General features: G+C 30.6%; 26 protein-coding genes and 2 riboswitches. Of the genes, 7 read left to right on the forward strand and 19 right to left on the reverse strand.

All coding sequences use genetic code 11. From position 1 onward, the window contains the following. The first annotated feature begins 110 nt into the window (after positions 1 to 110). Positions 111 to 557 carry a DUF2383 domain-containing protein gene (locus tag ACWJJ7_RS09400; RefSeq protein ID WP_462961892.1) on the forward strand — a complete coding sequence of 149 codons (447 nt, stop codon included), beginning with the start codon at positions 111 to 113 and terminating at the stop codon, positions 555 to 557. A 46-nt stretch (positions 558 to 603) separates the two neighbouring features. Here the strand turns inward: ACWJJ7_RS09400 and ACWJJ7_RS09405 are convergent, their stop codons facing one another. From ACWJJ7_RS09405 to ACWJJ7_RS09445, 9 genes are all read right to left on the reverse strand, one after another. Beyond that, positions 604 to 960, reverse strand: coding sequence for a NifB/NifX family molybdenum-iron cluster-binding protein (locus tag ACWJJ7_RS09405; protein WP_462961893.1), 357 nt, complete (start codon positions 958 to 960; stop codon positions 604 to 606). Positions 961 to 978: 18 nt separating this feature from the next. Next, a complete protein-coding gene (locus ACWJJ7_RS09410; protein ID WP_462961894.1) occupies positions 979 to 1,806 on the reverse strand; it encodes an Mrp/NBP35 family ATP-binding protein in 828 nt (275 codons plus the stop codon). Positions 1,807 to 1,920: 114 nt separating this feature from the next. Continuing rightward, entirely contained in the window at positions 1,921 to 2,373 is a 453-nt protein-coding gene (locus ACWJJ7_RS09415; RefSeq protein WP_462961895.1) for a DUF134 domain-containing protein, read from the reverse strand. A 306-nt stretch (positions 2,374 to 2,679) separates the two neighbouring features. After that, a complete protein-coding gene (locus ACWJJ7_RS09420) occupies positions 2,680 to 5,160 on the reverse strand; it encodes a CoA-disulfide reductase (protein WP_462961896.1) in 2,481 nt (826 codons plus the stop codon). 98 nt (positions 5,161 to 5,258) lie between these two features. Continuing rightward, the gene (locus ACWJJ7_RS09425) at positions 5,259 to 5,582 is read right to left on the reverse strand and encodes a rhodanese-like domain-containing protein (protein ID WP_462961897.1); all 324 of its coding nucleotides are present in this window, start codon (positions 5,580 to 5,582) and stop codon (positions 5,259 to 5,261) included. A gap of 637 nt (positions 5,583 to 6,219) precedes the next feature. Beyond that, complete coding sequence (locus ACWJJ7_RS09430; protein WP_462961898.1) at positions 6,220 to 6,606, reverse strand: YmaF family protein; 387 nt, start codon at positions 6,604 to 6,606, stop codon at positions 6,220 to 6,222. 285 nt (positions 6,607 to 6,891) lie between these two features. Continuing rightward, positions 6,892 to 8,214: an IS3 family transposase gene (locus ACWJJ7_RS09435; RefSeq protein WP_462961899.1), complete on the reverse strand. Its 1,323-nt coding sequence runs from the start codon at positions 8,212 to 8,214 to the stop codon at positions 6,892 to 6,894. A 203-nt stretch (positions 8,215 to 8,417) separates the two neighbouring features. After that, complete coding sequence (locus ACWJJ7_RS09440; protein ID WP_462961900.1) at positions 8,418 to 9,086, reverse strand: YczE/YyaS/YitT family protein; 669 nt, start codon at positions 9,084 to 9,086, stop codon at positions 8,418 to 8,420. Positions 9,087 to 9,461: 375 nt separating this feature from the next. Then, positions 9,462 to 9,530, reverse strand: a complete 69-nt coding sequence (locus ACWJJ7_RS09445) for a helix-turn-helix domain-containing protein (protein WP_462964971.1) — start codon at positions 9,528 to 9,530, stop codon at positions 9,462 to 9,464. 129 nt (positions 9,531 to 9,659) lie between these two features. Between ACWJJ7_RS09445 and ACWJJ7_RS09450 the strand changes: the two genes are divergently transcribed. Continuing rightward, on the forward strand, positions 9,660 to 10,067 hold the full coding sequence (locus tag ACWJJ7_RS09450) for a VOC family protein (protein WP_462961901.1): 408 nt from the start codon (positions 9,660 to 9,662) through the stop codon (positions 10,065 to 10,067). Positions 10,068 to 10,536: 469 nt separating this feature from the next. On the opposite strand, the gene ACWJJ7_RS09455 is transcribed toward ACWJJ7_RS09450, so the two are convergent. The 4 genes from ACWJJ7_RS09455 to ACWJJ7_RS09470 form a co-directional block, all read right to left on the reverse strand. After that, a complete protein-coding gene (locus tag ACWJJ7_RS09455) occupies positions 10,537 to 10,962 on the reverse strand; it encodes a HepT-like ribonuclease domain-containing protein (RefSeq protein WP_462961902.1) in 426 nt (141 codons plus the stop codon). Then, positions 10,959 to 11,378, reverse strand: coding sequence for a type VII toxin-antitoxin system MntA family adenylyltransferase antitoxin (gene mntA, locus ACWJJ7_RS09460; RefSeq protein WP_462961903.1), 420 nt, complete (start codon positions 11,376 to 11,378; stop codon positions 10,959 to 10,961). Before mntA ends, ACWJJ7_RS09455 begins: the two co-directional genes overlap by 4 nt. A gap of 114 nt (positions 11,379 to 11,492) precedes the next feature. Beyond that, complete coding sequence (locus tag ACWJJ7_RS09465) at positions 11,493 to 12,911, reverse strand: sensor histidine kinase (RefSeq protein ID WP_462961904.1); 1,419 nt, start codon at positions 12,909 to 12,911, stop codon at positions 11,493 to 11,495. Then, positions 12,908 to 13,627: a response regulator transcription factor gene (locus ACWJJ7_RS09470; protein ID WP_462961905.1), complete on the reverse strand. Its 720-nt coding sequence runs from the start codon at positions 13,625 to 13,627 to the stop codon at positions 12,908 to 12,910. Before ACWJJ7_RS09470 ends, ACWJJ7_RS09465 begins: the two co-directional genes overlap by 4 nt. A 225-nt stretch (positions 13,628 to 13,852) precedes the next feature. Here ACWJJ7_RS09470 and ACWJJ7_RS09475 point away from each other — a divergent pair, with 225 nt between their 5' ends. Continuing rightward, positions 13,853 to 15,301 carry an alpha/beta hydrolase gene (locus tag ACWJJ7_RS09475; protein WP_462961906.1) on the forward strand — a complete coding sequence of 483 codons (1,449 nt, stop codon included), beginning with the start codon at positions 13,853 to 13,855 and terminating at the stop codon, positions 15,299 to 15,301. An 86-nt stretch (positions 15,302 to 15,387) separates the two neighbouring features. On the opposite strand, the gene ACWJJ7_RS09480 is transcribed toward ACWJJ7_RS09475, so the two are convergent. The 6 genes from ACWJJ7_RS09480 to ACWJJ7_RS09505 all read right to left on the reverse strand — a co-directional run bounded on the left by ACWJJ7_RS09480 (position 15,388) and on the right by ACWJJ7_RS09505 (position 20,804). Then, a complete protein-coding gene (locus ACWJJ7_RS09480; RefSeq protein WP_462961907.1) occupies positions 15,388 to 15,750 on the reverse strand; it encodes a YccF domain-containing protein in 363 nt (120 codons plus the stop codon). Positions 15,751 to 15,802: 52 nt separating this feature from the next. Further along, on the reverse strand, positions 15,803 to 17,218 hold the full coding sequence (locus tag ACWJJ7_RS09485; protein WP_462961908.1) for a sensor histidine kinase: 1,416 nt from the start codon (positions 17,216 to 17,218) through the stop codon (positions 15,803 to 15,805). 2 nt (positions 17,219 to 17,220) lie between these two features. Further along, on the reverse strand, positions 17,221 to 17,940 hold the full coding sequence (locus tag ACWJJ7_RS09490; protein ID WP_462961909.1) for a response regulator transcription factor: 720 nt from the start codon (positions 17,938 to 17,940) through the stop codon (positions 17,221 to 17,223). 174 nt (positions 17,941 to 18,114) lie between these two features. After that, positions 18,115 to 18,870, reverse strand: coding sequence for a hypothetical protein (locus ACWJJ7_RS09495; RefSeq protein WP_462961910.1), 756 nt, complete (start codon positions 18,868 to 18,870; stop codon positions 18,115 to 18,117). 3 nt (positions 18,871 to 18,873) lie between these two features. Then, positions 18,874 to 19,761, reverse strand: a complete 888-nt coding sequence (locus ACWJJ7_RS09500) for an ABC transporter ATP-binding protein (protein WP_462961911.1) — start codon at positions 19,759 to 19,761, stop codon at positions 18,874 to 18,876. Between the two features lie 23 nt (positions 19,762 to 19,784). Continuing rightward, positions 19,785 to 20,804, reverse strand: a complete 1,020-nt coding sequence (locus ACWJJ7_RS09505; RefSeq protein ID WP_462961912.1) for a hypothetical protein — start codon at positions 20,802 to 20,804, stop codon at positions 19,785 to 19,787. A gap of 296 nt (positions 20,805 to 21,100) precedes the next feature. Between ACWJJ7_RS09505 and ACWJJ7_RS09510 the strand changes: the two genes are divergently transcribed. The 4 genes from ACWJJ7_RS09510 (at position 21,101) to ACWJJ7_RS09525 (ending at position 25,637) form a co-directional block, all read left to right on the forward strand. Continuing rightward, positions 21,101 to 21,430 (forward strand): PadR family transcriptional regulator, encoded by a 330-nt coding sequence (locus ACWJJ7_RS09510; protein ID WP_462961913.1) that lies wholly within the window; start codon positions 21,101 to 21,103, stop codon positions 21,428 to 21,430. A 1-nt stretch (position 21,431) separates the two neighbouring features. Next, the gene (locus ACWJJ7_RS09515) at positions 21,432 to 22,400 is read left to right on the forward strand and encodes a permease prefix domain 1-containing protein (protein WP_462961914.1); all 969 of its coding nucleotides are present in this window, start codon (positions 21,432 to 21,434) and stop codon (positions 22,398 to 22,400) included. A 76-nt stretch (positions 22,401 to 22,476) separates the two neighbouring features. After that, a riboswitch (SAM riboswitch) is annotated at positions 22,477 to 22,587 on the forward strand. 134 nt (positions 22,588 to 22,721) lie between these two features. After that, positions 22,722 to 22,833: riboswitch (SAM riboswitch) on the forward strand. Between the two features lie 112 nt (positions 22,834 to 22,945). Beyond that, positions 22,946 to 24,232, forward strand: coding sequence for an O-acetylhomoserine aminocarboxypropyltransferase/cysteine synthase family protein (locus tag ACWJJ7_RS09520; protein WP_462961915.1), 1,287 nt, complete (start codon positions 22,946 to 22,948; stop codon positions 24,230 to 24,232). A gap of 115 nt (positions 24,233 to 24,347) precedes the next feature. After that, complete coding sequence (locus ACWJJ7_RS09525; protein WP_462961916.1) at positions 24,348 to 25,637, forward strand: homoserine dehydrogenase; 1,290 nt, start codon at positions 24,348 to 24,350, stop codon at positions 25,635 to 25,637. The last annotated feature ends 86 nt before the right edge of the window (positions 25,638 to 25,723 follow it).

Below are 25,723 nucleotides of genomic sequence, written 5' to 3' on the forward strand. Positions count from 1 at the left end.
ACGTAATATATCTATCTTTCTATATAACATATTTTTATTTTTATTTTTATTTTTATTTTTTTAATAAGTATCATCTATTTGGGCAAAATAAATATTGAGGAGTTGATAATATGAATAGTGAAAACATTAAAAATTTGAATTCAATTCTAGAAGGCGAATATATGGCTATTAACAGTTTTGATGAGCTAATCGAGCATGCTAATGATGCTAATACAAAAAGTGAACTACAAAAAATACAACAAATTCATAAGCAACATACCACCCAACTCTCTACTAAAATACAGGACCTTGGAGGTAATCCATCAAATGGTATAGGTATTCAAGGTGTCGTAGCGGAAACTATATCAAATATAAAACATATTGGTACTACTGATACTACCAGTTATCTTAAAGAAGCAGTCCAAGGTGAGCACATTGGACTCAAAATTGTTAGTGAGTTATTAGCTGGCAGTTCTGATTCTAATAACTCTGAGTTCTTAAATACTATGATAACCGAATATCAAACTAATATTAATTCACTAGATAATCTTATTAATACTTCAGTTGATGTGCAATAAAATTTTAGAAATAACAGAAGAAAGGAGCACAACTGTGCTCCTTTTTTTATTGGTGATGATGTTCACCATGATGATTGCAGGTTACATCTTTATCTGTAAGTGTTCCATTAATATATTCGCAAAGAACCTTTTTATATTCACCAGATGCTCCCTTTATTACTTCAAGGCCATTCTGCTGTAGACCGCTAATTGCGCCTCCACCAATTCCACCAGTAATAACTACTGTTGCTCCATGCTTTGTAAGTAAGTCTGCCAATCCCTGATGCTGATGTGCAAGTTCCACTGCAGATATTTCTTCAATGCTTACTATTTTTTTGTCTTCTATAGTTGCAATTACAAAACTTTCACTCATTCCAAAATGTTGATTCACCATATTTCCATTATTAGGTATTGCTATTTTCATATTTTTTACCCCCATTTTTTATTTTTTTATATTATTAATAATTTTATTAATAATATTTTCAGCTATCTCTGTTAATTCAGGATTTAAGTTATACTCTCCTTTGTTAGAAATATTAACAATTTCCCTACACATTGGAATTTCTCCAAGCAAATCCAAGTCATTTTTATTTAAGAATTCATCTATGTTATCTGATTCAAAGATTCTTATTTTCTCACTGCATCCTGGACAAATAATATAACTCATATTTTCTATTAATCCTAATATATGTATGTTAAGCTTATGGGCCATATTAATTGCTTTTCCAACAATCATAGACACTAAGTCCTGTGGCGTTGAAATCATTACTATTCCTGTAATTGGTATTGATTGCATTACTGTTAAAGCAACGTCTCCAGTGCCAGGAGGCATATCTATAATTAAATAATCAAGTTCTCCCCATATAACGTCAGTCCAAAACTGCTTAACAACCCCAGAAACTGCTGGTCCTCTCCAAATAACTGGATCCTCTTCATTTTCCACAAGAAGATTCATTGAAATAACATCAATACCCTCAGCAGTCCTAACTGGTATAATACCAGATTCACTCATTACAGGTTTCACATCTTTAATACCTAACAACCTTGGTATACTTGGACCTGTAATATCCGAATCCATAAGACCAACCTTATATCCTTTTTTATTAAGTTCATGCGCAATAAGCGCTGATATTGTTGATTTACCTACGCCGCCTTTACCACTCATGACACCAATAATGTTTTTAACTTTATTTAATGGATTATTTTCTATGCTACATGTGTCTTTGTTATCACATTCACCATTTGATGGACAACTTTTACAATCAGCCATACACTATCACCTCTTCTTTTTTATTTGTCATATGCCATTTATATTATAATGCTATTGATTATTATTGTCAATTTATGATAAATAAAAATCTAATTTAAGCAAAAACTTATAAAATTATTTATCAGTGATAGTCTGTTTATTACATTTCCCGTGACAAAAACTGTTTCTTTTATTACAAGTAACTTGCTGCGAACCACATGATGGACAAATTTTTCTATCTTCTTCATATTTTATTTCATAGGTATTATCGCAGGATGTACACCTAAATTGACATATATTTCTTGTGTAGTTTCCACCACTTATATTTATAGCTTTTCCCTCTATTAAAGCTATAGCAATCTTTTTTCGTGCACTATCGATTATGTTTTGAAAAGTTTGTCTTGAAACTAGCATTCTCTTCGCACATTCTTCCTGATTTAGTTCTTCAACATCTTTAAGCCTCATGGCTTCAAACTCTTCAACTTTTATAATTATTTCTTCAATTTCACATTTCCTTCTACCTGCAGGTACAAAGTATGTATATTGTGGTAAATTTTCCACTCTTCTATTCTTAACTGGTCTTGCCATTAATGTTCTCCTTACTTTTCATATACTTTTTTAAATTCTTAAATGTTCTTCGTTGGTGGCATATGCTAATAAAATTTTACATCCTATTTCTATTAATGTCAAACGACAATATTTAGTATGATATAAATTTTCTTTATTTTGCCCATTTTACATCAACATGTTGAAGATACAAATATAAATACAGATAATTATAGGTTGAAATTTCAATTAGCATAATTAAAAAAAGTATGGGCACAAAAATATGGCACCTACAGAATAGACACCTTGAAAAAGGTGTCTATTCTGTAGGTACTTTTTTATATATTATTAAATAAATAGATTTACATTTGAATCTTCAGTTTGACCTAGGTAATAACCTACTCCACCAATTTTTACTCCATCAATAAGTTCTTCCTTTGTAATTCCCATAACATCCATGGACATTGAGCAAGCTACTACTTCCACTCCGCTATCAATTGCTGATTTTATTAAGTCCTCAAGAGAACTTATATTTTTATTCTTCATTACTGATCGGATCATTTTAGCTCCAATTCCCATCATGTTCATTTGTGAAAGTTTAAGTTTCTTACTTCCTCTTGGCATCATAACTCCAAACATTGAATCTATTAAACCTTTTTTTACAGATACTTTTTCAGGTCTCCGTATGATGTTAAGACCCCAGAATGTAAATAAAATAGTAACTTTACTACCCATTGCAACTGCTCCATTTGCAATAATAAATGCCGCAATAGCTTTATCTAAATCGCCACTAAAAACTACCATTGTTTTATTGTTTCTCTCCACTACATCTGATGGAAATGATTTATTTACTTTGGTAAGATTATTACCTTTTTTTTTAATAAATGCATAAACCATGCCTTTTTCTTTTCTTAAATCTATTAATTCATTATTTGTTTTATTACACCACGATTTAATATCCTCATAAAAACCAAGGTCAGTTGCTGTTACTTTTAATATTTGCCCTTCATTTAAATCGTCAATACTAGCTTTAACTTGAATTAGTGGTCCAGGACAACATAGTCCACATGCATCGAGAGTTTTATCATAATTGTCAATTTCAATAGCTACTTCGTCCTTTATAACTTGAGTATCAAGATTTAAACTCTGCCTTTTCGCCTTATCACTAATTTTAGCTTTATTTAGTTTAAAATTTAAACTTGAAGCTGATTTATATCCCCCAGTTAAGTTTTTAACCTTAAATTCCTTTTGAGCTAAAATTCTTGCAGCTACATATCCTCTTAATCCTACCTGACAATACTCAATAATTTCTTTATTTGTGTCCAGTTCACCAATTCTTTCTCTTAAACTATCTACAGGAATATTTATAGCCCCTTCAATATGTCCATTATTAAATTCCATTTCAGTACGAACATCTAATAACGTGGTATTTTCTTTATCATAGGCCATAAACTGATCTGGAGTTAATACATCCATTCTTCCTTCTAACACATTTTCAGCAACAAAGCCTGCCATATTTACTGGATCCTTAGCTGATGAGAAAGGCGGTGCATAGGATAGTTCTAATTCAGTTAAATCAGTTACTGTTCCCCCTAGTCTAATAACTGTAGCAAGTACATCTATTCTCTTGTCCACTCCATCATAACCTACACCTTGAGCTCCAAGTATTTTACCTTCATCATTAAAAATAAGTTTTAATGTCATAGAAAGAGCCGCTGGATAATATGAAGCATGACTTGCAGGGTGTACAAATATAACTTTATAAGGGATATTAAGTCTTGTTAAAGTTCTTTCATTATTACCTGTACTTGCAGCTGTTAAACCAAATACCTTTATAATTGAAGTACCCTGAGTTCCCTTATACGTAGTTTTTAAACCAGCAATATTATCGGCTGCTATTCTACCTTGCTTGTTTGCAGGACCAGCTAGTGGTATTGCAGTATTTGTTTCGTTTATAAAATCTACAACTTCAATAGCATCACCTACTGCAAATACCCCCTCTGCACTAGTTTCCATTTTATCATTTACTAATATATGACCCTTAGCGCCTACTTTAATACCAGCTTTTTTCGCAAATCCAGTATCAGGAAACACGCCTATTGCCAATATAATCATATCAGCGCTTAATTTTGCACCACTATTTAAAGTTATTTCAACACCATCTTCAGTATCTTTAAAAGCTTTAACTCCATCATTTAAAATTATTTCTACACCATTATCTGAAATTTCTTTTTCGACGGTTACAACAATATCTGTATCAAAAGGAGCCATTATATGAGGTGCTGCTTCTACTAGAGTAACCTTAAGACCTCTTTCTTTTAAGTTTTCAGCCATTTCCACACCAACATATCCTCCACCAATAACTACCGCACTATTAATACCCTTTTTATCCACATATGCTTTAATGTTATCAGTGTCTGGTATATTTCTTAAAGTAAATATTCTTTTACTGTTTATCCCTTCTATATTAGGTTTAATTGCTTTTGCTCCTGGTGATAACACTAAATAATCATAACTTTCTTCATAAGTGCCTTTAGCCTTACTATTAACTGTTACAACCTTTTTACTCGCGTCAATGGAAGTTACTTCACTGTTATTTCTTACATCTATGTTAAATCTAGCATTCATACTCTCAGGTGTTTGTACTAAAAGCTTATTTCTTTCTTTTATTACCTCACCAATATGATAAGGTAACCCACAATTTGCAAAAGAAATGTATTCATCTCTCTCAAACATAATTATTTCTGCATTTTCATCTAGTCGTCGCAGCCTTGCTGCTGCTGAAGCTCCACCAGCTACCCCGCCTACAATTAATATTTTTTTTATCACAAATATTCCCCCCTCTTATTCTTTTAATTGATTTACTAGCTTTATCATTATTTCATCTTTGATTTTATACTGAGCATCATGTGAATTTTATCCGAGCATCATCTAGTTAGACCATATCTCCAAGAAGATATTCCACGACTTAGATGGTAAATATTTTTAAAATCATTATTTGCCAAAGTATCCACTGCTCTTGGGCTTCTTCCACCAGATGCGCAATAAACTAGTACCGGCCTATCTTTATACTTATCAAATTCAGCAAGTTTCATAGGAAGAATCTGAACTGGAACAAGTCTCGCTCCTTGAATATGACCATTATCATATTCCTCTTTAGTTCTTACATCTAAAATAATAAATTCTTTATCACCACTTATAAGCTTATATGCCTCTTCTGCACTGACATTTTTAATCTTTGAGTTAAACATAGTTTATGCCTCCCTAGAAAATCTATATTTATATATTATTATTTTTGTATATTATTATATCTTAATATTACGTTATAATAATATGATAACACATATAAAATAAAAAGCAATAGAAATTTAAAATTTCATTAAGTATTCATTTAATCCATATTAATTTTGTTTTCTTACCGCTAACCATAATGCCTTTTTTAATAGTCCCATCATCATTATAGTTATCAAGATTATCTGCCCTTCTTTACCTATTCTTTAGATTCTAACATTAAATTTATTCTTTTCAATTTCATAAAAAAAGATACACGAAAGTTATTCGTGTACCAAACTATTTCATTATTTTAATTTCTCTTAAATCAAAGTTTAATGATTCTCTGCTGTTTATCTACAACCTTTAATATAGAATCATCGACCGGAACATGTATTTCACGATTATGTATGAGAAACTAATCAACAATATCTGATAGACCATATCTTGCAGAACTGTCTTCATACTCTATAGGTAGACCATTATAACAAAGCATTAATAAGGCTGCAATCCTTTAAACCTATTTTAAAGGATTGCAGCCTTGTTATGTGGAATGATGTTAGTACGTGTGTTAGCATTCACTGCCTTTTACAGCAATACCTTAACTTAACTCTTATATTAAGCTTCTTCTTCAAATATCGGAGCTTCTATAAGTGTAGCAAATATTAATTCATGGAAATGGTCATCAACGACATTAGTTTTAGCCTTTACAAAATGAACATGCTTACCACAGCCAACAGGTATTGCTAAACCTGAAGTTGCTTCAAATTCATGAAAGTGGTCAAAAAAGTCTGTTCTTGATTTAACTTTATGAACATGCCCACCTTGAACTGGTATTGCAGGACTTGATACTCCAGCAAATCTATGATTATGAGTATCTGCACTATTTAATTCTGCTAATCTAGTGCTTCCTAAGAATTCATGATCGTGGAATTGCTTTTCTTTTTTACAACAGTTATCCTCATGCTTTTTTTCACAACCACAGTTATCTTCAAACTTTGACATTAACATCACTCCTTTTTCTATTCAGTAATTATTATATGTATCTTATTTTAAAAGAGAACTAAATATAAAAAAGACTTTATGTATTTATTTCTACTACTCTCTATACTCTCCTAAAAGTGCCATTGCGGCTGTAAAAGAAGCTGGTTATAAAATGGTTTTCACCATTGATGGTCGTTGGTCTAGCTAACGCCACTTTATTCCTTTCAATAATAGAGTTATAGTAAACCAATAAAAACAACCATCTGAGCTTAAAATGGATCCTATGTCAAGGACATTTAAAAAAGACTATGCAACTAAAAGTTGATTTCTGTATTGTACAGGAGTCAACTTTTTTAATCCCCATTGATATCTATAGTTGTTATAATAATCCATATAATTATCAATTAGATTCTGTAAATCAGTAAATGTATCACAACTTTTATAGTCAATCTCATCCTTCATATGACCAAAAAATGATTCTTGTGGGGCATTGTCCCAACAGTTTCCTCTTCTAGACATTGACTGTCCAAGTTTATATTTTTTAAGTAGTTTTTGAAATTTGGGACTGGTATAATGAGCCCCTTGATCAGAATGTATAAACGATTCTGAAGTCAATAATTTCTTATGACGTCTAATTAATCTTTCAATCGTTTCCGTTGCAATATCTAATGTAATGCGCTTAGACAGGTGGTATGAAAGTATTTCGTTTGTAGAAGCATCTTTAATTGTTGATAAATAAGCCATACAAGAAGCTCCATATGGCATATAAGTGATATCCGTTAACAAAACCTTTCCAGCTATGTCCTGTTTGAATTTTCTATTTAAAAGATTTGGTACAACAGTATGTTCTCGAGTTGCTTTCATCATCCTACGATAAGGATTTGCTTTCCTAATTGGACATTTGATATTATATTTACGCATAATTCTTTGAATACATTTTCTATTAATAATTAAATTGAACTCTTGCTCGAGTACCATCTTAATAGAACGTGAACCCTTCTTGTAACCCCTATGTTCAAATGCCTTAAGAACTATTTTCCTTAATTGTAAATCTCTTTGTTCTCGAATATTACGTGTAGATTCTGATTTTAGGTAATTATAATAACCTGATCTTGATACTCCAATTACACCACATAGATGTCTAATCATATTTTTATATTTAGATTTAGAGAGAATGTTCTGAATAAGTGCAAAAATTGAAGAGATCCTTAAACTACCGTTTTTCACCTGCCTTTCTTGCAGCTCGATTTTTTTTAATAGTTCTGCTTCTGCCTTCCAGTATTCAATCTCAGCATCTTTTCTTGTGATTATTTCTTCTAGGGTTAATTCACGTTTAAGTGGGCGTCCACTGCTGAATTTTCTAGTATCTCTAAGGCCTAATTCGCCAGATTCCTTATAAGCCTTGCGCCACCTCTTACTAGAAGACTTGATTCTAGTATTACCAAGTGTTTCTATATCGAACCCTGCATCTTGAAAAATCTGAGACGATAATTTCCCCATTATATGCTCAGCTACAAATAAGGATTTGAACTCATCTGTATATGTAATTCCTTTTTCACTAACTCGTTTAATATATCTGTTTTTTGAGAGCGCTAAAATTTGTTCATTAGTAAATACTTTTTTACTCATAATGCTCACAACCTTTCTAATTTAATTGTACAAAAAAAATCCCATATGAATAGACTTTTTTAGTGTCTATCATATAGGATCCATTTTAGCTCCAGATGGTTGTTTTTATTATTATTTTGCTCTTTTAATATCCTTAAATATTCCTATAGTCCTGCTATCATTATAGAAAACCTTTCTTTTACAATCCATTATTATAATTAAATTTAAGCTTCCAAATATACATTTTCTTCCTTCACATCTTCATCTTGATTTTTAACAATGGCATTTACCAACTTTTCTCCATATGGAAGGCAAAATTGTATGCATGGACCTGTTAACAATACAGATATTATTGTACCTATACCGAATATCCCGCCTAATGCAAATCCTATTATTAAAAAGATAGCATCTAATGCCATACGAATCCAACGATATTCTAAATTAGTTTTATCTTTTATTATAAATGGAATAATATCATTTGGTGCAACACCTAGATTACTTGCTGAAAGTATAGAAAATCCAATTGCAATTAGAACACAGCCGAGTACAACTAAAAGTATTTTTATAACAATATTTAAAGATTCAATTTGTAAAAATGAAACAGCCTTTACTCCAAGGTCCATAATGGGGCCTACTCCAACCACGCATATAATTGTTCCTATATTTATACGAGTTCTTTCAACTAAAAGTATTATGCAAACCACTACAAATAAAATAATCATATTAGCATTCCCAGGCGTTTTCTTTAATAAAAATGCTAATCCTTGAGTGAATAAGGTAAACGGATCAGAACCAATATTAGTTTTTAAAAACAAAGCTACCCCAATCTGTATTATACTCATTCCTATAAAAAATAAAATTAGTCTTTTAATTAGATTTAGTTTTTTAGTCATATTTTTCATCCTTTTCTTTATATTTTATAGTTTCTCTCTATAATATTTTCAAGATTTTATTATAAACTACCCAAAATGCCAATTTTAATTATACAATGATACAAATTTATATACAAGTATATATTATTTATGTAATTGTTTTAAAAATATAGTTATATTAAGTATACTTTAAAATTGTTAAAGCTATTAGTTCGCGTTCGTCTGCTGTATACCGTAAATGAGCTAAAAAACGAGCATTTATGCTCCTGGTGTCTCACAATATATTTGATAAGTTAGATGTTTCTTCTTCATTAGAAAGTGTTGTAATATAAAAAGGCATTACTGCCTTTTTAGTTGATGCTCGAGTAGGAATACGTTTAGCAACTTATACATGTATTATTCTTCATATTCTAATAAATCACAAGGTTGACATTGCAATTCACGACAAATTGCTTTTAAGAACAGTTAAATCAAATAGCTTGGTAAAAGTTCTAATGCTTTAATATTGGTAAATATGATATAATTATAAAATGATTATAAAAATACAGCTTATATAAGAAAGTACAAAATTAGGAGAAGTTAGGAGTTGAGAAAATGATTCAATCAATTATCCACATAGCTCTAGTTGTGAAGGATTATGATGCAGCAATAGAATTTTATACGAAGAAACTTAATTTTACATTAATCGAAGATACTTATCAGCCAGAACAAGATAAACGTTGGGTAGTAGTATCTCCACCTGGTCCAATCGGCACTACAATATTACTTGCAAAAGCATCTAAATCTGAGCAAGATCCATTTGTAGGTAACCAGGCAGGTGGTAGAGTTTTTCTATTTTTAAGCACTGATGATTTTTGGAGAGATTATAATGAAATGATCTCAAAGGGAATAGAATTTGTGAGAGAACCAAAAGACCAATCTTATGGAATTGTTGCAGTATTTAAGGATCTATACGGGAACCTATGGGATCTGGTTGAGCTGAAAAAAGATCCTCCAATTTAGAAAATGAATTGATACTTTTGTTCCATGTCCATATTCAGACGAACCAGTAATATTATACCCAAGCTTTCTTGCACTGTAAAAAGCAAGCATTTATTAGTATAAAGATCATATATTGTTTATATATAAACAATATTAAAATCAATTGTCTAAAATGTTTGCTTTATTTGTTTTTTAATATGTATCTTTACTTACCCTTGGAAAATCTATTCTTCTTAACTTCGTTTGTAATTTCAATAGCAACCGAACCTAATACAATAACTTCTTCAGAAGGAGATTTATATTACATAAAGCCTTTTCACCATATGGGAATATATACAATATCGCTATTTATGTCTAACATAACCTATATTAAAAGCAATAACAAAAGCATTAAGGGATGAATTGAATTTATTAATTTTAAATGTCGATAGAACAATTACCCTGGCTGAACGGGGTATAAATATTACTGAGCTTGCCTAAACAACCTCTTCTATCGTACATATGACTTAGATATTTTAACTATATCCTCCAAGTTGTTATTATACTTCAAAATATGCTCAAGTAGCTCTTCATGTTTAGGCTCCTTATATCTATGTGATATTCTATTTCTAATAAGCCTGGATCTTTCAAGAAATATATATGTGTCCTCTTTTATAATTCCACTTTCCTTTAATATATTTAGACTTTCATGTAGCGTTACTCCTATTCTATACTTTTTTATTTCTTTAAGAACTATAGAGCAAAAGTCTTCTAATATGGTATGAAAGCTAACAAATAATTGTCTTAAACTTGATTTTGATAATTTAATAATTAGTTTATCATCTTTTCTATTCGCGAGTACCTCTACGCATTCATTTATATCTGCAATGCATTCTTGCATGTCTTCAATTATTTTCATTAATCTTTCTTGATTCATGATAATACATCCCCCTTTCTAAAATATATAAAGTTCTCATTTTCTTTATATATTCTATCAGTTTCATCATATAATATATCTAAAGATTTACTATTATCTTGTGAATAAATAACCTTTCCAGTATTTAAAATATTTATCTTTACGAATAAATCTAGGACTTCACTCCTCAAATCTAAAACATCTATTTCTCTATTTAAAAGATTCTGTAGGCATAACTCCAAGTCTAAAATATTATCTAACTCAATTTCTTTATTTGCTAGCAGAGCTAAGTCAACATCTGACTCCTGATTGAATTCATTATTAGTTATACTTCCAAACATAATTATAGTTGTAATATTGTATTTATTTACAAAATCAATTACCTCTTTAGATTTTAATTTTTTTATTATTTCTACTTTATCATATACTTTGCCCACTTACCCATCACCTACTTTACAAATTACTTATTTTAAATAAATAACACACCCAATATAATACTGTCACTAATTTCCTATTTTAATTAACCTTGTATTAATTATACCCATCCCTAATTATTGTATCAACAAATATTTAAAATCACCAATCCAAGTAGTAACCTCTAAAGGTTCTCTATGAATTGTTATCGTTGAGATTACCCCCTTATTCTTTCCATTTTCAATTATAAATTTTCCATTGTGAGCCTTTACAATATTTTTAACAATAATTAACCCAAGTCCATGCTCTTGATTTATATGGGTATTAAAATCTTCCTGCTCATTTAACTTTTTAATTTTATCCTCTGAAATACCGCACCCATCATCTAAAATAATTATAGAAGCATCAGAATCATTCTCCTTTGATTTTTTTACAGTGGCGATTATATGGCATCCATCTTTATTATGCTTAGCACTATTCATTATAATATTAATAAGAGCCCTTATCATGAGTTTTTCGTTTACCATAGCAGCTACTTTTTCATCTTCTAAAACTATTTCAGTGCTACAATGCTTAAGCACTCCACTATTAATACTGCTTACCATTGCTTCTCTTACTATGTTAGATAATTTTGCATGTGTTAAAATCAAGGGTTGCATGTTGTATTGTAGAGATGTTGCAAGATTTAAATTTGTAATAAGTTCTCTTAACCTTAAAGAATTCTCCGTTATAATCTTTGCTTGTTCCTGAACTTCCTTTGGTAAAACTTTATCCTCTTCAATCATCGCAGAATAACCCAAAATCATAGATAAAGGTGTTCTTACATCATGAGAGATTGCACTTATCCAATTTTTAATAGCATTATCACGAAGCTCAATTTTGTTGTTTTTCTCAATAATGCTTTTTGATGTTTCATTTATGCTTTGGGCTAAATCTATATATACACCTTTCTCTTTTAAAGACACTTCTTTTTCATCTTTAAGTAAAAAAACTCCATTTATTATTTTTCTCAAGGGCTTGTTAAATATTCTACCTAAACAAATGGATACTAAAATAGTAATTATTACATTAAGTAAAATTATATATACAATGGTCATTGGAATAGATTCTTTATTATTTGTTGGAATAAACCAATTATATTTTGTTATTGAATCTTTGGGGTATCCTAAAATAACTAAGTTTTCTTTACTCTCCCATACAAAAACAGGATAATCTTTTAGATAACTTCTAGATAATTTGGCAATATCTTCAAGAGAATAATAATCTCTTATATCTCTGGGCTTGTTACAGCTATAAATAACCTTTCCATCAGAATTTACAAGTTGTACCCATAAGTTATTGTTTTTTATCATTTTTGATGTCTTTAAAGATACTTTATTGCTATTTCCATTCAATTCTTCTGCAATATTCTCTACGTTTTTTTGTGGTTCATCAATATAGGAACTACACCGTATAACATAAAGAATACCCGCATAATTCAATGCAATTGCTATTAGTGTAATTAAAATAATCATAATGATGTAATTTGCAATTATTTTAAATGATTTATTTCTCATTCTGCTGACCTACTCTTAGTAATCAATGTATATCCGAGTCCCTTAACTGTTATAAGTGATTTAGGATAAGATGGTTTTCCCTCTATCTTCTCACGAATATGTCTTATATGTACCATTAAAGTATTTTCATACCCATATGTCTCGCCTTCCCAAGCACGAAGGCAAAGTGTATTCGTAGTAACAATTTTATTAGCATTTTCATACAAAACACTCAAAATCGAATATTCTTTAGCAGTTAAACAAAATTTCTCCCCATTTTTTATACATTCTGCTTTACTTAAATCCACAATAGAATACTCAAGATTAATAATTGGCGCTTCCTCTTGCATTGATTTAGAATAAGTTCTCCTTAAAATAGCACTTAGTCTTAAAGTAAGTTCCTTAGGTAAAAATGGTTTAACTATATAATCATCAGCTCCAAGACCAAGCCCTAAAATTTTATCTGCGTCTTCCCCTTTTGCTGTTAGAAACAAAACTGGAATTTCACTATACTTTTTAAACTCATTGAAGAGTGAAAATCCATCTCCATCTGGTAACATTACATCAAGCACTGCAATATCAGGCTTATTACTAGCTAGCTGAGTTATAGCTTCCCTGCAAGATGAGGCTGTATATATATTAAAGAAACCCTCTTTTTTAAATATAGTTTCTACCATCTTCAATATTTGGGGCTCATCATCTACAATCAATATTTTTTTATCCTTTATTAAATACATAGCATATCCTCTTTGTTTAATTATTTTTATTACTAAGCCGTCAAGGGTTTTATTAAAATCAACTCTTTTTTACAATTTTATTATAACATATTTGTATATTTTATAAATAATTTAAGGTTATCTTAAGGTAGAATACAGGATGCTATAAGGCAAAGCTAATACAATATAACATGAGTACTTACTGTTTACTAAATTATCAATCAACTTAAGAAAGGATGATGTTATATGAGACCTTTAGAAAATATATTTCTATGTCTAATTCTATTTTCTTGCTTAAATATTATTTTATTTAAAAACAAGAAAATACAATTTTATTTACCTTTAATCACAATTGTAACTGGTATATTCAGTATCATTTTTGAGGGATATCGTGTCCATATGGTTCCAGCTTTTATACTTTCACTTGTGATTTTAACCCATGTAATATTAAATCAATTATTACAAAAAAAGAAAACCAATAAAGCACTTAATATAGTTGGCGCAAGCTTACTTATTTTAACACTCTTTATATCTATTGCTATCCCATTAGTTTTTCCTGTGGTTCGCCTACATAAACCTACGGGGCCTTACCTAGTTGGGACTAAAATTATGTCATTTACAGATTTATCAAGAGTAGAAAGACTTTCCAATTCTAATGAATATCGAAATGTTCCTGTGCAAGTATGGTATCCCACCTCAAATACTAATGGTAAAAAAACTGCCAATTGGATTGATAGTAGCGAATCTATGACTTTCTTCTCTGAATCTATGAATTTACCAGATATTTTCGGACATTTTTCCTTAGTAAAAACTCACAGCTATCTTAATGCAGATATTTTAGGCCAAGAAAAAAAGCATCCAATTATCCTTTTCTCAGGTGGTGCTGGAATGTTTAATGGACTTAATGTAGTTCAAATGGAAGAATTAGCTAGTCAAGGTTATGTAGTATTTTCAGTTGGTCATCCTTTTGATGATTTTGCATGCATATATCCTGACGGTAAAATAACTCCCTACAGCAAAAAACAATCCACTATCTTATCTAATGATACGAGTAAAGCTATCGATAATGCAAAGAAATCTAAGATTAATGAGAATGATGCTGAATTTGATAGAACAATTATCAGAAATGCAAAATTATCTAATGCTAATGTTCGGCTATGGAGTAGTGATATGAGTTTCATAATAGATAAAATAATTGATATGAATAGCGGTAAGATAAGTAGTATCTTCCTTAATAAATTAGATATAGAAAGTATTGGGGCTTTCGGTCACTCCTTTGGTGGAGCAGCCTCAGGTCAACTTTGTATACAAGATAATAGAGTAAAAACATTTATAAATATGGATGGCACACCCTTCGGTGATTCAACGGATAAAGTTATAGATCAACCATTTATGATATTAACTCATGGAAAGCCTTACATTCCCAATGGGTATTCAAAGAAACAAAAGAATTTCACAGTAGTATATATAGCTGGTGCAAAACATATGAATTTTTCTGACCTTAACTCTCTAATGCCTTTCTTAGGTAAAATCTCTGGGGTTTTGGGTGATATAAAGGAAAATCGTCAAATAGAAATTATGAATGATTATATCTTAGGTTTTTTCAACAAACATTTAAAAAGTACAAGAGCTCCAAGCTCTGTTATTGAAGGTTCTTCCTCAAAGTATCCTGAGGTTACTGTAGATGTGAAATAAAATATAAATAAAAAAAATAGATAGAGCATCATAGAATACTATGTTGCCTACCTATTTTCTATGAATAATCTGAAGCTAATTTATGTCTATTGTATTTTCGCCCCAAAAGGTATGAGCCCAAGTTGAGCAAATTTAAAATGCTGAAGTCCAAATGGTATTCCTACAATTGTTATACAAAATATTACACCTGTAATGAGGTGTGCTATGGCAAGTTCCCATCCTAAAAAAATAATCCAGATGACATTAAAAATCAATCCTCCAACCCCAAAATCACCAATCTCTATTTCTTTTCCAAAAGGCCACAATACAAATATTGAAATCTTAAAACATTGAATACCAAACGGTATTCCAATAATTGTAACGCATAAAATTAGACCTGATAAAAACCATGCAATAGCTGAAATGATTCCGCCAAATAATAACCAAATAATATTACCTATAAAATTCATTATCCATCTCCATTCTTATTATATTCATAAAATCTTTAAATCGAATACTTATTTATAAATTGATTTCTATTTCTGTACCACGTCCGAGCTCACTTAGCACCTTAATTTCTCCATCATGTGCTTTTACTATATCACTCGCAATAGCCATTCCAAGTCCCGAGCCTTCATGACCTTTTCCGGTATTTGCACCCCTATAATATCTTTCAAATATAAGGTTTAGTTCTTCCGGTCTTATTCCCTTTCCGTTGTCACTTATAACAATTCTTAGATTATCCTTCTTTTCAACCAATACTTTTATATTTACGCCCTCCTTATTATGAACTATTGCATTGTATACCAGATTTTTTATAGTCCTCGTTATAAGAATATCGTCCACAATCACTTCTACAACTTCATTATCACAAATAAAGTCAATATCTACTTTATAATTCTTAGGATCGTTTAGTATGTCAATTACAGCATTTCTTGCCAAGCTAACCATGTTTACTTTTTTCTTGTTTAACTTCAATACTTTATTTTTCAATCTTGTTGTTAAATTTAAATCATCTACAAGTTCTTTTATATAATTAGACTTACTCTCTATTATTTTTGAATACTGATTTATCTCTTCTTTTGATAAATCATAATCATCACTACTTAAAATTTCCGCATATCCTTTTATAGATACCAGTGGTGTCTTAATATCATGTGACATATTTGAAATCCATTCTTCTCTCATTTGATCCAGTTTTTTTCTTTCTATTTCATTACTCCTAAGAGTTGATGAAAGATTGTTTAAGTTGCGGTAGACCCCCGTATATAGTCCCTTTTCAGGTAAATTTAAATCATATTTTCCATCCGACAATACTAGAACCCCATTTATTATGTTGCTAACAGGTCTCGTTAGTCTTCTAGAGAATAAATATGCAAAAAATAATGCAATTAATGCATCTAATATCAAAATAATATAAATAAATTTACCTATAGTTTCTGCAAGATCATGATTGTTAATAGTAAATACTTGTCTTTGAATATTATCACGTGGAAATCCTATTATATAACTGTATTTACGTCCCCCTATTTGTTTCTCTCCTATAAAAGTAGTTGCCAAGGTTTTTTCTTCCGCATATTTATATTGATTAATCAATTCAAAAGGAGTATATCTTTTTTTTACACTCTCTGGCTTTTTATAACTATATATTTCTTTACTTTGCTCATCCAATATTTGTATCCATACATTGTTATTATCTAGGCTTAATTTTCCATCACTATCTACATAAACAGCCTCTTTATTACCTACAATACATTCACTAAAATTTCTAGTATATCCTTCTGCCCCTAAGACTTCTGATTCTTTCTCTATCGCGGTGCTTTTTGTAGTATCACGGTAAATCACAAAAGAAAAGACTGCAACAATATTTATAATCATTACAATTATAACTACAGAAACGACAGTTCCCATGAATCTAGCCATTAATTTGAATTTCATATCTATTCATCCTTTACAACAAATTTATATCCGAGCCCCTTAATATTAACTATGTATTTTGGCATTGAAGGATTATCTTCTATTTTTTCTCTGAGCCTTCTTATGTGAACCATAATTGTATTATCAAAACCTATATAATCTTCTCCCCAAACTCCACTACAAATTTTTTCCTTGCTCAGAATTTGGTTCGGATTTTTTGCAAAGTATGCTAACATCTTAAATTCTTTTGGTTTTAACTCTATTAACTCCCCATTCTTTTTAAGCTCTATCTTTTCCTCATTTAATTCAAAAGGTCCAAAAACTATGGGTTTGTTTTTTTCAACATTATCTTCACCAATGTAATTATTTCTTCTTAAATGAGCCCTTACTCTATATGCAACCTCTTTTGGACTAAATGGCTTTGAAATATAGTCATCAGCCCCTAGCGCAAATCCTAAAATCCTATCTATCTCTTCCGTTTTAGCCGACATAAACAAAATTGGCGTTCTAGAAGTCTTTCTTATTTCTTTGCATACGTCATACCCATCTCTATCAGGCATCATTATATCCAAAAGAATAATATCAGGGTTTATTCGCGCTACTAAATCTAATGCTTCTTTTGCTATTCCTGCAGTATATATATTTTCAAAACCTTCTTTTCTAAGCACAGTAGATAAAAGTCTCAATATATCCTCTTCATCATCAACTATTAGTATTTTACTTTTATTAATTGATTTATTCATAATTACCACCTCTTAAATCATCTCCTGCGGAGCTGCAACATCTTCATAGAAGATGCATTAACGTTTTATATTAAATATTTCAGAAGACTAAACAATTAATAATTGTTTAGTCTTCTGAAATGTCTTTGAGTCTCTTACTTATATAATACCATAGAAATTCTCTTATTATATTTTTTATTCCTTTATAAATGATTTGTAGGTAAGCTTTGGTAAAAATATAAAGCCTGCAATAACTATTACTATTTGAATCATAATTAATGAGATCGGAACTTGATATCTTATTAATTGCATAGACATCATTCCGAAAAGTGGAGTTACCCCAAGATATTTTGCATTTACAAATCCTTCTAATACAAATGGCAATCCCATAAGTAACCCTCCAAAAATAAAGGGTATAGAAGCTGATTTACTTATTGCTGATAGATACAATCCTAATTGTGAGAAAAAGAATGAACCTATTATAACTGTTATTATAAGTATAATCATCATTTGCAATACAGTTATGTTTGAATCACTATTTCCAAAATACCAAAGTTTTTTTAATGGTAAATCTAGCCCTTTAAAATTAGATTTTATTAATCCATCTATACATATTGTAAGTACTATTGATAGATTAACTATTGATGTTGCTATGCCAGCCCCAATCCCTTTTGCCATTACAACCTTTTTCTTTCCATTTTGGGTCGTATTTATAAGTTCATTCATATTAGAACTATATTCAAGAGTATATGCAGCTGAAATTATCATAAAGGTTATCAATCCTATCAGTGGTACGATTCCTGGGATTTTACTAAAGACATCTGCCCAAACCTTTGCACCTGTATCTGCCCTAATTAAAATTCTACTAAATAAAAGTAAAACAATCCAAGTTATTATGATGCTCTTTTTAAATAACATTTTCCTTATTTCTGATTTTATAAGAGTTCCCACAAGCTACACCTCCTTAGTATTTTCTAAATCAAAGTAAAACATATATACATCTTCGAATCTTGGTTCTATGCTTTGCGCTGATGCATATAAAGGCATTTTATCGCTTACTACTCTGAGCTCTGTAACATCTGCACCCCTTTGAAGGTTAACTACTTTATAATCTCTTTGTATATCCATAACTTCATTTTCTTTATTCGTTGTAATCTTATATACTTTTCCATTCATGCCAGTTAATATATCTTTGTGATTTCCTTTTATTATAACGCTACCATTTTTAATCATTATAGTCTCTCTTGCTACTGATTCTATATCTGAAATAATATGAGTTGAAAGTATTATTATTTTTTCCTTAGACATATCAGCTATAAGATTTCTAAATCTTGCTCTTTCTTGTGGATCAAGACCCGCTGTTGGTTCATCAAGTACAACTATTTTAGGATCATTTAATAATACTTGTGCAATTCCAACTCTTCTTTTCATACCACCTGAAAACTTACCAACCGCCTTATTTCTAACCTCATATAAACCAACAAGGTTTAGTAATTCATCAATTTTTTCACAGGCTTTATTTTTGTCTATTCCCTTTAATGCAGCCACGTATTTCAAAAATTGTTTTGCGGTAAAATTTTTATATGCACCAAATTCTTGTGGTAGATATCCAATAATATTTCGGTACTCATCCTCTTTATCATAAATACTTTTTTCATTATAAATAATTTCTCCACTAGTAGGTCTTGTTAATGTTACTATTTGTTTCATTAATGTAGTTTTACCCGCTCCGTTTGGTCCTAGAAGTCCATATACACCATTTTCTAAAGTAAGTGTTATATTATTATTTGCATTCTTTTTTCCAAAGGTTTTTGTTAAATTTTTTATTTCAAGCTTGTTCATAATTATTCCTCCTATAATTTTGATTATCTTACTAATATTTTTTTAAATGATACTATGCTTAATGTAATTGCTGCCACTATAGTCACCGCCAGTATTCCAAGGCAAAGATTTATTAAGTCAAAGTTAATACCAAAGAATTTTACATTTCCATAATATGCCCCAGCAAACCCCTGAAAAAAGAATAGTAAATTTACGAAATTAATATTATTTAATACCATTCCAACATTACTTGGAATTACACTTACCATAGTTAACACTTTTCCAATAATAACAAAAACCAAAAACCCACTCGTTGATGCTATTGAGCTTTTTGTTATAAATGAACATAAACATGCAATCACACCTAAAACAACTAGTATTAATAACATTACGCCTATCTTAACTGCTATAAATTGAATTATAGTATATGCATCCCTTACTAAAATGGGATTATCTATTATTCTTATTGCTTGTAGCTTCCCATTTATGGGCATGCCATATTGAATCACTGTCACTATGAATTGAATTGCTAGATATCCTCCATATAGAACTGTTGGTATTAATATTCCAAGTCCCAATTTTGAATATAAAGCCCTATTTTTGTTTTTTGATGTAAGAATCAAATTTTCTACTGTAGAAACAATTTCATCCGTATATGTATTACAGCAAACTATAATTAGAATTACCGCCATACAGAATGCCATAAAAGTATTGGTTGCTCTATAATCAAATACCTTCCAGAAACTAACTTCTTTATACATGGTGCCTTCCATACTTTTTAGCTTTTTAGCGGATATTTCTTTTATACCTTTACTAAAGTCATCCTTCTGCTGATTATTTGCGGCTTCCTTTATTGTCCCTATTTTTGCATCTAATTTCTCTTGTGCAATTACCTCTGCTTTTCTTGTATCTTTAATTAATTCATATTGCTGATTTCTATGTGATTTCTGTGTTTCCATTTCTGGTTTTATAAACGCCATTGCTCCGCAAAGTAAAATAAATATTGCTACTACAATTATTCCAGTTTTCGATTTGAACATTTTTTTAAGTTCCCAATATATCATTTTGTACCTCCTTGTATTCCTTTAAGTAAATATTTTCCTTCGGTAAATAACAATCATAAAGTGTTATCTTGCTATAAGTACATTATATAAGGCTAATCTTATCTCTTGATAACATTAACCTTAAATAAACCTTACATTTTTTTATTATGTCATTGATTGTAAAAACAAATAAAAGCAACGACTATTACTGGGCAAGTTTCAAAAAATACTTTACCTGTCGTAGTAATTGTGTTATTCTTAAATTACTACGACAGACAAAGTACTACAGATGCAGTAAAATCAAAGGAGGATATAATTTGATAAGCAGCGATGTAATTCGAGGATATAATGATACAATTATTCTTTTTATGCTTCAAGATGGCGAATCCTACGGATATGAAATATCAAAAAATATTAAGAAATTATCAGAGGAGAAGTACGTTATGAAAGAGACCACACTCTATTCGGCATTCAACCGTCTTGAGAAGAACGGCTATATCGAATCTTTCTATAAAGATGAAACCTTTGGTAAAAGACGCACATATTATAGAATTACCCCCGTAGGTCTAACCTACTATAAAGAGAAATGTGAAGAATGGCTCTTAACGAAAGAAGTTATTAATAAATTTATTAGGGAGAGGGATTAGAATGGAAACTATAAAAAGTTATTTAGATAATATGTTTAAAGTCCTACCAAAAACAAACCAGACGGTTAAATTAAAAAATGATTTATTATGGAACATGGAAGAAAAATATAACGAACATAAAAATAATGGAAAATCGGAAAATGAGGCTATTGGTATTGTAATTTCAGAATTTGGCAATATTGATGAATTAATTGATGAACTTGGAATTGAGTACACGAAAGATGATGTTATACTTAAAACCATTACACAAGAAGAAGCAGATAATTTTATGGCTGCAAAAAAGAAATCTGGCTTATTGTTGGGTATTGGTGTTTCTTTATGTATTGTAGCAACGGCTATATTAATATTAATTACCACTCTCGTAGATAATGGCATTATCGGTAAAGGTATTTCAAAAGATTTCAGCGATATGTTTGGTATTATTGCACTGTTTATTCTACTTGTACCCGCTGTAGCCTTATTCATTTACTCTGGTATGAAGCTCGAAAAATACAAATATCTACAAAGTGGTTTTGATTTACCTCTTAATGTAAAAGCAATTATAGAGCAAAAATATAATGCTTTTTCATCAACATATATGGTATCTGTAATAACAGGTGTATGCATATTTATCATATCACCAGTTACACTTTTCGTATCATCCGCTTTTGGCGACAATGCATCTAGCTATGGAGTAGTTGTTTTACTTATGATGGTTACTATTGCCGTTTTCATCTTCATATATTTTGGAAATATTAAGCAGAGTTTTAGTATACTTTTACACATTGGTGAGTTTTCAAAAGAAAAAACCGAAGCTAATAAAGTTATTGGTGCAGTTGCTGCTATCGTATGGCCATTAGCAGTCTGTGTCTTCCTTGTCAGTGGATTACTTTTTAATTTATGGCACATTAATTGGATTATATTCCCGATTACAGGCATTTTATTTGGTATGTTCAGTGCAGCTTATAGTATTATAAAAGGTCATAATTAAAATATCTTTATCTTTTTAAAAAAAGTATTGACAATTGTTTTTATGAGTAATATACTAAATACTAATAACCGAATACAACTTATCCAGAGTGGCAGAGGAACTGGTCCGATGAAGCCCGACAACCAGCATTCTTATTCGAATGTAGTGGTGTCAATTCCTGCAGATTGTAAAATCTGAAAGATAAGGATGTTAGCAAATTTTATTATACAATTTTATTGTTTATTAAAGTTAACTATTGCTACTTTCCTTATAGGAAAGTAGCTTTTTTTTCTTTTCCAAAAATCTAAATAAATAATGTACTAAATACTAACAACTGAATACAACTTATCCAGAGCGGCAGAGGGACTGGCCCGATGATGCCCGACAACCAGCATTCTTAAAAAGAGTGCAATGGTGTCAATTCCATCAGATTATAAAATCTGAAAGATAAGGACGATAGCGAATTTTATGATACAATTTTATTGTTTATTAAAGTTAATCATGCTGCTTTCCTTATAGGAGAGCAGCTTTTATTTAGAAAAATAATTATAAAAGGAGAAATTAATATGAGCGAGCGAAAATTAAGTTTTGAAACATTACAGGTACATGCAGGGCAGGTTCCAGACCCTACTACAGGATCAAGAGCAGTTCCAATTTATCAAACATCATCTTATGTTTTTAAAAATGCAGATCATGCAGCAAATTTATTTCAATTAAAAGAAGAAGGAAATATATATTCAAGAATAATGAACCCAACTACAGACGTTTTTGAAAAAAGAGTAGCCGCTCTTGAAGGCGGAGTAGCAGGACTTGCTACAGCTTCAGGAATAGCTGCAACATTCTATGCAATACTTAATGTAGCAAATTCAGGTGATGAAATAGTAGCTGCAAGCACTCTATATGGTGGTACTTATGAACTATTTAATGTTACTCTTAGAAAACTCGGAATTAACGTAACATTTGTTGATCCAGATGATCCTGAAAATTTTAGAAAAGCTATCTCGAATAAAACAAAAGCACTTTATGCCGAAACAATGGGAAACCCAAAAATAAATGTTCTAGATATAGAAGCAGTAGCGAATATTGCTCATGAAAATAAAATACCCCTTATTATTGATAATACCTTTGCAACTCCCTTCCTTTGTCGTCCAATTGAGTATGGTGCAGATGTAATTATTCATTCAGCAACAAAGTTCATTGGAGGACATGGAACTACTATTGGTGGAATTATAGTTGATGCTGGTAAATTTGATTGGGCAGCAAGCGGTAAATTCCCTGATTTTACAACTCCAGATAAAAGTTATAATGGAATAGTATATGCTAATTTAGGTGCTCCAGCATTTGCTTTAAAGGCTAGAGTTCAACTTTTAAGAAACACTGGTGCGACGCTTAGCCCTCAAAGTGCATTTTTATTTCTTCAAGGTTTGGAATCATTATCGTTAAGAGTTGAGAGACATGTAACAAACGCTAGGAAAGTTGTTGAATTTTTGAGTAAGAATCCAAATGTTTCATGGGTGAATTATCCTGAACTTGAAGGAAACAAATATAAAGAATTAGCTGAAAAATACCTACCAAAGGGAGCAGGATCAATATTCACTTTCGGAATAAAAGGCGGTCTTAAAGCTGGAAAGAAATTTATTAATAGTGTAGAATTATTCTCACTACTTGCAAATGTTGCAGATGCAAAATCTCTAGTAATTCACCCCTCAAGTACAACTCATGCAGAGCTTAACGCAGAGGAGCAAAAATCTGCTGGAGTTACTCCAGATTTGATAAGACTTTCAATTGGCGTTGAGGGTATCGATGATATTATATACGATTTGACGCAAGCTCTAGAAAAATCAGTTCAATAAAAAGTTAATGGTTCTTTGGCAGTTGGTTTCAAACTAAGGACTTGTTCCTAACTATATTCCTCCATCACCTTCGGTGACGGAGGAATAACTTTAAAGTTTAGAAAGGAAAATTAATATGAAAAAGGTGAAAATAGCAATTTTAGGTTTTGGAAATGTTGGGACAGGTGTATGGAAGATACTTCACGAAAATAGAAAAGAAATAATGAAACGTTCAAATTATGAAATAGAGGTCGCTAAAATACTCGTAAAAGATATAAATAAAAAAAGAGATATTATTATATCTAAGGAAATATTAACAGATAATGTTGATGATATTATAAATGATGAAAGCATAAAAATTGTGGTTGAACTTATTGGTGGAAGAAAAGAATCTAAGGAGTACATGATACGCGCAATGAAAGCTAAAAAACACATTGTAACTGCTAACAAATTAGTTATTGCAAACTGTAGTGAAGAGTTATTTAAAACGGCAGAGAAAGAAAACGTATTATTTTATTATGAAGCAAGTGTAGCTGGTGGGATTCCAATAATACGTGAAATTAATGAGAGCCTTACAGCCAATAGGATTGAGCAAATAATTGGAATTATAAATGGAACAACTAATTACATATTAAGCAAAATGACAATGGATGGAATTAGCTTTGATGAGGCACTAAAAGAGGCTCAAGAAAAGGGTTATGCTGAAGCAGATCCAACCTCTGATGTTGATGGCTTTGATGCTGTATATAAGCTTGCAATAATGTCTTCTCTAGCATTTGGAACTAAGATAGATCATGATTGTATTTATAGAGAAGGAATAAGAAGTATTAGTGACATAGATATCGAATATGCTAAAAAACTTGGTTATACAATAAAACTTTTAGCAATAGCTAAAGAAGAAAATAACAAATTAGAGCTAAGGGTACATCCAACCCTAATCCCATCGAACCACCCAATGGCAAATGTAGCCGATGCATTTAATGCTATTATGATAAAAGGAAATGCAGTTGGAGAGTTAATGCTATATGGAAAAGGAGCTGGAGATTTACCAACTGGAAGTGCAGTTGTAGGTGATATAATATCCATATTAAGAAACAATGTAAAACCTTCTGACTTATTGGGCCTAAATGACAAAGATGATTTCAAACAAGTAAAAAAATCAGAAGAAAATGAATCAGAATTCTATATTAGACTTAATGTTAAAGATACAGCAGGCGTTTTAGGAGATATAGCGAAAATATTTGGGCAAAACAATGTTAGCATTATGTCCGTTACTGGAGATGTAAGGCACGATGATCATGGACCACTAGGATTTATTACACATAAAAGTTCAGAAAAAAACATAGGAAATTCATTAGAAAAAATAAAAGAGCTAGAAAATGTCAACAAAATAGAAAGTATAATAAGAATAGAATCATTTATATAAAAAAACACCCTATCAAATGAATTTTACAACTCTTTTTTAGTTGTGTCCATTCAATGGGGTGAAGTTCACTATTTCGATTATATTAC

Source organism: Clostridium sp. CM042 (genome assembly GCF_055080995.1).

Excerpts from the sequence above, each read along its gene's own strand:
- ACWJJ7_RS09400 (WP_462961892.1), top strand. The coding sequence starts at position 111 with ATGAATAGTGAAAACATTAAAAATTTGAATTCAATTCTAGAAGGCGAA.
- ACWJJ7_RS09405 (WP_462961893.1), bottom strand. The coding sequence starts at position 960 with ATGAAAATAGCAATACCTAATAATGGAAATATGGTGAATCAACATTTT.
- ACWJJ7_RS09410 (WP_462961894.1), bottom strand. The coding sequence starts at position 1,806 with ATGGCTGATTGTAAAAGTTGTCCATCAAATGGTGAATGTGATAACAAA.
- ACWJJ7_RS09415 (WP_462961895.1), bottom strand. The coding sequence starts at position 2,373 with ATGGCAAGACCAGTTAAGAATAGAAGAGTGGAAAATTTACCACAATAT.
- ACWJJ7_RS09425 (WP_462961897.1), bottom strand. The coding sequence starts at position 5,582 with ATGTTTAACTCAAAGATTAAAAATGTCAGTGCAGAAGAGGCATATAAG.
- ACWJJ7_RS09430 (WP_462961898.1), bottom strand. The coding sequence starts at position 6,606 with ATGTCAAAGTTTGAAGATAACTGTGGTTGTGAAAAAAAGCATGAGGAT.
- ACWJJ7_RS09435 (WP_462961899.1), bottom strand. The coding sequence starts at position 8,214 with ATGAGTAAAAAAGTATTTACTAATGAACAAATTTTAGCGCTCTCAAAA.
- ACWJJ7_RS09440 (WP_462961900.1), bottom strand. The coding sequence starts at position 9,086 with ATGACTAAAAAACTAAATCTAATTAAAAGACTAATTTTATTTTTTATA.
- ACWJJ7_RS09450 (WP_462961901.1), top strand. The coding sequence starts at position 9,660 with ATGATTCAATCAATTATCCACATAGCTCTAGTTGTGAAGGATTATGAT.
- ACWJJ7_RS09455 (WP_462961902.1), bottom strand. The coding sequence starts at position 10,962 with ATGAATCAAGAAAGATTAATGAAAATAATTGAAGACATGCAAGAATGC.
- ACWJJ7_RS09465 (WP_462961904.1), bottom strand. The coding sequence starts at position 12,911 with ATGAGAAATAAATCATTTAAAATAATTGCAAATTACATCATTATGATT.
- ACWJJ7_RS09470 (WP_462961905.1), bottom strand. The coding sequence starts at position 13,627 with ATGTATTTAATAAAGGATAAAAAAATATTGATTGTAGATGATGAGCCC.
- ACWJJ7_RS09475 (WP_462961906.1), top strand. The coding sequence starts at position 13,853 with ATGAGACCTTTAGAAAATATATTTCTATGTCTAATTCTATTTTCTTGC.
- ACWJJ7_RS09480 (WP_462961907.1), bottom strand. The coding sequence starts at position 15,750 with ATGAATTTTATAGGTAATATTATTTGGTTATTATTTGGCGGAATCATT.
- ACWJJ7_RS09485 (WP_462961908.1), bottom strand. The coding sequence starts at position 17,218 with ATGAAATTCAAATTAATGGCTAGATTCATGGGAACTGTCGTTTCTGTA.
- ACWJJ7_RS09490 (WP_462961909.1), bottom strand. The coding sequence starts at position 17,940 with ATGAATAAATCAATTAATAAAAGTAAAATACTAATAGTTGATGATGAA.
- ACWJJ7_RS09500 (WP_462961911.1), bottom strand. The coding sequence starts at position 19,761 with ATGAACAAGCTTGAAATAAAAAATTTAACAAAAACCTTTGGAAAAAAG.
- ACWJJ7_RS09505 (WP_462961912.1), bottom strand. The coding sequence starts at position 20,804 with ATGATATATTGGGAACTTAAAAAAATGTTCAAATCGAAAACTGGAATA.
- ACWJJ7_RS09515 (WP_462961914.1), top strand. The coding sequence starts at position 21,432 with ATGGAAACTATAAAAAGTTATTTAGATAATATGTTTAAAGTCCTACCA.
- ACWJJ7_RS09520 (WP_462961915.1), top strand. The coding sequence starts at position 22,946 with ATGAGCGAGCGAAAATTAAGTTTTGAAACATTACAGGTACATGCAGGG.
- ACWJJ7_RS09525 (WP_462961916.1), top strand. The coding sequence starts at position 24,348 with ATGAAAAAGGTGAAAATAGCAATTTTAGGTTTTGGAAATGTTGGGACA.